3 protein-coding genes are annotated in these 3,513 nt (G+C 72.9%); all 3 read left to right on the top strand.

The genetic code is table 11. From position 1 onward, the window contains the following. The coding region (locus tag SACHA_RS19945) for a hypothetical protein (protein ID WP_019806979.1) at positions 1-656 on the top strand (656 nt) is incomplete at its 5' end. A gap of 113 nt (positions 657-769) precedes the next feature. Then, complete coding sequence (ligA, locus tag SACHA_RS0102565) at positions 770-2,905, top strand: NAD-dependent DNA ligase LigA (RefSeq protein WP_039737728.1); 2,136 nt, start codon at positions 770-772, stop codon at positions 2,903-2,905. A 6-nt stretch (positions 2,906-2,911) separates the two neighbouring features. Continuing rightward, positions 2,912-3,412 carry a GNAT family N-acetyltransferase gene (locus SACHA_RS0102560; RefSeq protein ID WP_019806976.1) on the top strand — a complete coding sequence of 167 codons (501 nt, stop codon included), beginning with the start codon at positions 2,912-2,914 and terminating at the stop codon, positions 3,410-3,412. Positions 3,413-3,513 lie beyond the last annotated feature (101 nt).

The raw sequence follows: 3,513 nt of genomic DNA, 5'->3' as shown, positions 1-3,513 counted from the left end.
CGCCGGACCCGCGCACCGCGTTCCCCCGGCAGCCGGTGCCGGACGATCCGGCGGCCGCCGCCGCGGAGTTCTGGCGGTACTGGCACGACGTCCTGCCCGACGTGAGTGCCGCGCTCGGCAACGGGTGTCCGGCGCAGGCCGAGACCCTGCTGGCCCCCGCGGTCGCCCGGCTGCATCCGGACCTGCACTTCTCCGTCGACCGGGGTGGGCGCGCGATCTACGCGCTGGTGCTCAGTGGACAGGAGGATCCGGCGCTGCGGCCCTACACCGACGTGTGGATCGCGGGTGCGCCCCCGGACGACGCGATGTGGGAGTACCACGATTCGGTGCCCCCGGTCCCGGACCCGGCGGAGGTGACCGTGAACGTGGGCGGCCACCGGGTCGGGCTGGCCGACGTGCGGGTGGTGGCCCGGGTGGACGAGGCGGAGGGGGTGGTCGACGTCGCCGTGTACCACCCGGCGCTGGCCGACCTCGACGAGGCGTCCCGCACGGCGATGACGTTCCTGCCGCTGGACGCCGCACTGGGGGAGCGCCTCGCCGCCGAACGTCTCCGCCGGGTCGAGACGGCGCTCGGCGAACCCGGCGGCACCGTCGACCTCACCCGACTCCGCGCACTCGTCGAGGAGCTCGCCGACACTGTCGGTGGTGCGCACTAGGCTGTGCGGATGTGAGCAGCCACGACCGCACGGACACCACCGGCCCCGACACCACCGGCCCCGATCCCGGCGGCCCCGGGCATGCCGGGACGGAGCGAGCCGGGACGACGACGGTGACCGGTGACGGCCTCGCCGGGGCGGCACCGGCCGCCGAGGTCGAGGACATCGCCGACGTCCCCGCCGAGATCCGGGAGCGGCACCGGGAGCTGGCCGACGAGGTCCGTGGTCACCAGTTCCGCTACTACGTGCTCGACCGCCCCACGATCTCCGACGCGGAGTTCGACCGGCTGATGCGTGAGCTGGAGCGGATGGAGGCCGAACACCCCGGCCTGGTCTCGCCCGACTCGCCCACCCGGCAGGTCGGCGGCGGCATGTTCTCCACCGAGTTCCTCGCGGGCGATCATCTGGAGCGGATGCTCAGCCTGGACAACGCCTTCGACACGGAGGAGTTGCGGGCGTGGGTCGACCGGGTCGAGAAGGAGGTCGGCGGCGGCACCCGCTACCTGTGCGAACTGAAGATCGACGGGCTCGCGGTGAACCTGCTCTACGAGAACGGAGTCCTCACCCGGGCCCTCACCCGCGGGGACGGCCGGACCGGCGAGGACGTGACGCTGAACGTGCGCACCCTGCGCGACGTCCCCGAGCGGCTCTCCGCGAACGACCGGTTCCCGGTCCCGGAGCTCGTGGAGATCCGGGGTGAGGTGTACTTCCGGGTGGCCGAGTTCGCCGAACTCAACTCCGGGCTGGTGGAGGCGGGCAAGTCGCCGTTCGCGAACCCCCGGAACGCGGCGGCCGGGTCACTGCGCCAGAAGGACCCCAAGATCACGCGCGGTCGACCGCTGCGGCTGATCTGCCACGGGCTCGGCAAACGCTCCGGATTCGACCCGCAGCGGCAGTCGGAGGCCTACGACGCGCTCGCCGCGTGGGGCCTGCCGGTCTCCGCGCACAGCACGGTGATCGACTCCGCGGACGGGTTGGTCGACCACATCCGCTACTGGAACGAGCACCGGCAGGAGGCCGAGTTCGAGCTCGACGGCGTGGTCATCAAGGTCGACGAGGTCGCGCAGCAGCGCAGGCTGGGTACGACCGCGCGGGCACCGCGGTGGGCGATCGCCTACAAGTACCCGCCGGAGGAGGCCAACACCACCCTGCTGGACATCGGGGTCAACGTCGGCCGCACGGGCCGGGTCACGCCGTACGCGGTGATGGAGCCGGTCAAGGTCGCGGGCTCCACCGTGGAGCTGGCGACCCTGCACAACGCCGAGGAGGTCCGGCGCAAGGGCGTGCTCGTCGGCGACCGGGTGGTCATCCGCAAGGCGGGGGACGTGATCCCGGAGGTGCTCGGCCCGGTCGTGGACGTCCGCACCGGCGACGAGCGCGAGTTCGTCATGCCCACGCACTGTCCGGAGTGCGGCACCCGCCTGGCCCACGAGAAGGAGGCCGACGTCGACATCCGCTGCCCGAACGCGCGGTCCTGCCCCGCGCAGCTGCGGGAGCGGCTGTTCCACCTGGCCGGGCGCGCGGCGTTCGACATCGAGATGCTGGGATGGGAGGCGGCGGGTGCGTTGCTCTCCTCTGGGGTGATCGTCGACGAGGGGGACGTGTTCGACCTGGACGCCGCGAAGCTGAAACGGACCGAGCTGTTCGTCACCAAGGCGGGGGACCTCTCGGCCAACGGGCAGCGGCTGCTGGACAACCTGGAGGCGGCCAAAGACCGTCCGCTGTGGAAGGTCCTGGTCGGGCTGTCCATCCGGCACGTCGGCCCCACGGCGGCGCAGGCGCTGGCGCGCGAGTTCGGCACGGTGGAGGCGATCGACGACGCGGACACCGACACCCTCGCCGAGGTCGACGGGGTCGGCCCCACGATCGCCCGGTCGGTGCGGGAGTGGTTCGCCGTGGACTGGCACCGCGAGATCGTGGAGAAGTGGCGCCGCTCCGGGGTGCGGATGGAGGCCGAACGGGACGCCTCGATCCCGCGCAACCTGGAGGGACTCTCGATCGTGGTCACCGGCTCCCTGGAGACCTTCTCCCGGGACGAGGCCAAGGAGGCGATCATGGCGCGGGGCGGGAAGGCCGCCGGGTCGGTGTCGAAGAAGACCGCCTTCGTGGTCGTGGGCGAGGCACCGGGTTCCAAGCACGACAAGGCCGTGCAGCTCGGGGTGCCCGTGCTCGACGAGGACGGCTTCCGCGTGCTGCTCGACCGCGGCCCGGACGCGGCCGTGCGGGTCGCCGGGGAACAGGAGGCGTGAGGCGGGATGAGTGACATCCTGGTGCGGCGTGCCCGGCCCGCGGAGTTCGGCGCCGTGGGGGAGCTGACCGTGGCGGCCTACGAGGCCGACGGCTTCCTCGACCACGCCTCCGGCCCTTCCTACGCCGAGCAGTTACGCCACGCCGCGCGGCGGGCCGAGCACGCCGAGCTGCTCGTGGCCGTCGACGAGGCGGACGTCCCGGTGGGCACGGTGACGCTGGTGGAACCCGGGTCGGTGATGGCCGAGCTGTGCGGCCCGGACGAGGTCGAGATCCGCATGCTCGCCGTGGCACCCGGAGGGCGCGGGCGCGGCATCGGCGAGATGCTCACCCGCGCCGTGCTCGACCGGGGTCGCGAACTGGGCGCGGGCCGGGTGGTGCTGACGAGCATGGTGTCCATGACGACCGCCCACCGGCTCTACGAACGGCTCGGGTTCCGCCGTGTTCCCGAGCTCGACCGCACCGTGGCCGAGGAGGTTCTGCTGCTCGCGTTCACACTTGACCTGTGAGCGGGTCCGCGCGGGTCACCGGCGCTCGGTGGTGTCCCGGCGGAGCAGCACGGTGACGGCCAGCCCGACGGCGGCCAGCCCGACGGCGGCCAGGGCCGTGC

Origin of the sequence: Saccharomonospora halophila 8 (assembly GCF_000383775.1) — a bacterium.
GTDB classification, from domain to species: domain Bacteria; phylum Actinomycetota; class Actinomycetes; order Mycobacteriales; family Pseudonocardiaceae; genus Saccharomonospora; species Saccharomonospora halophila.
The sequence above is the reverse complement of the archived record's forward strand: the minus strand, read 5'-3'. Positions and strand labels throughout refer to the sequence as shown.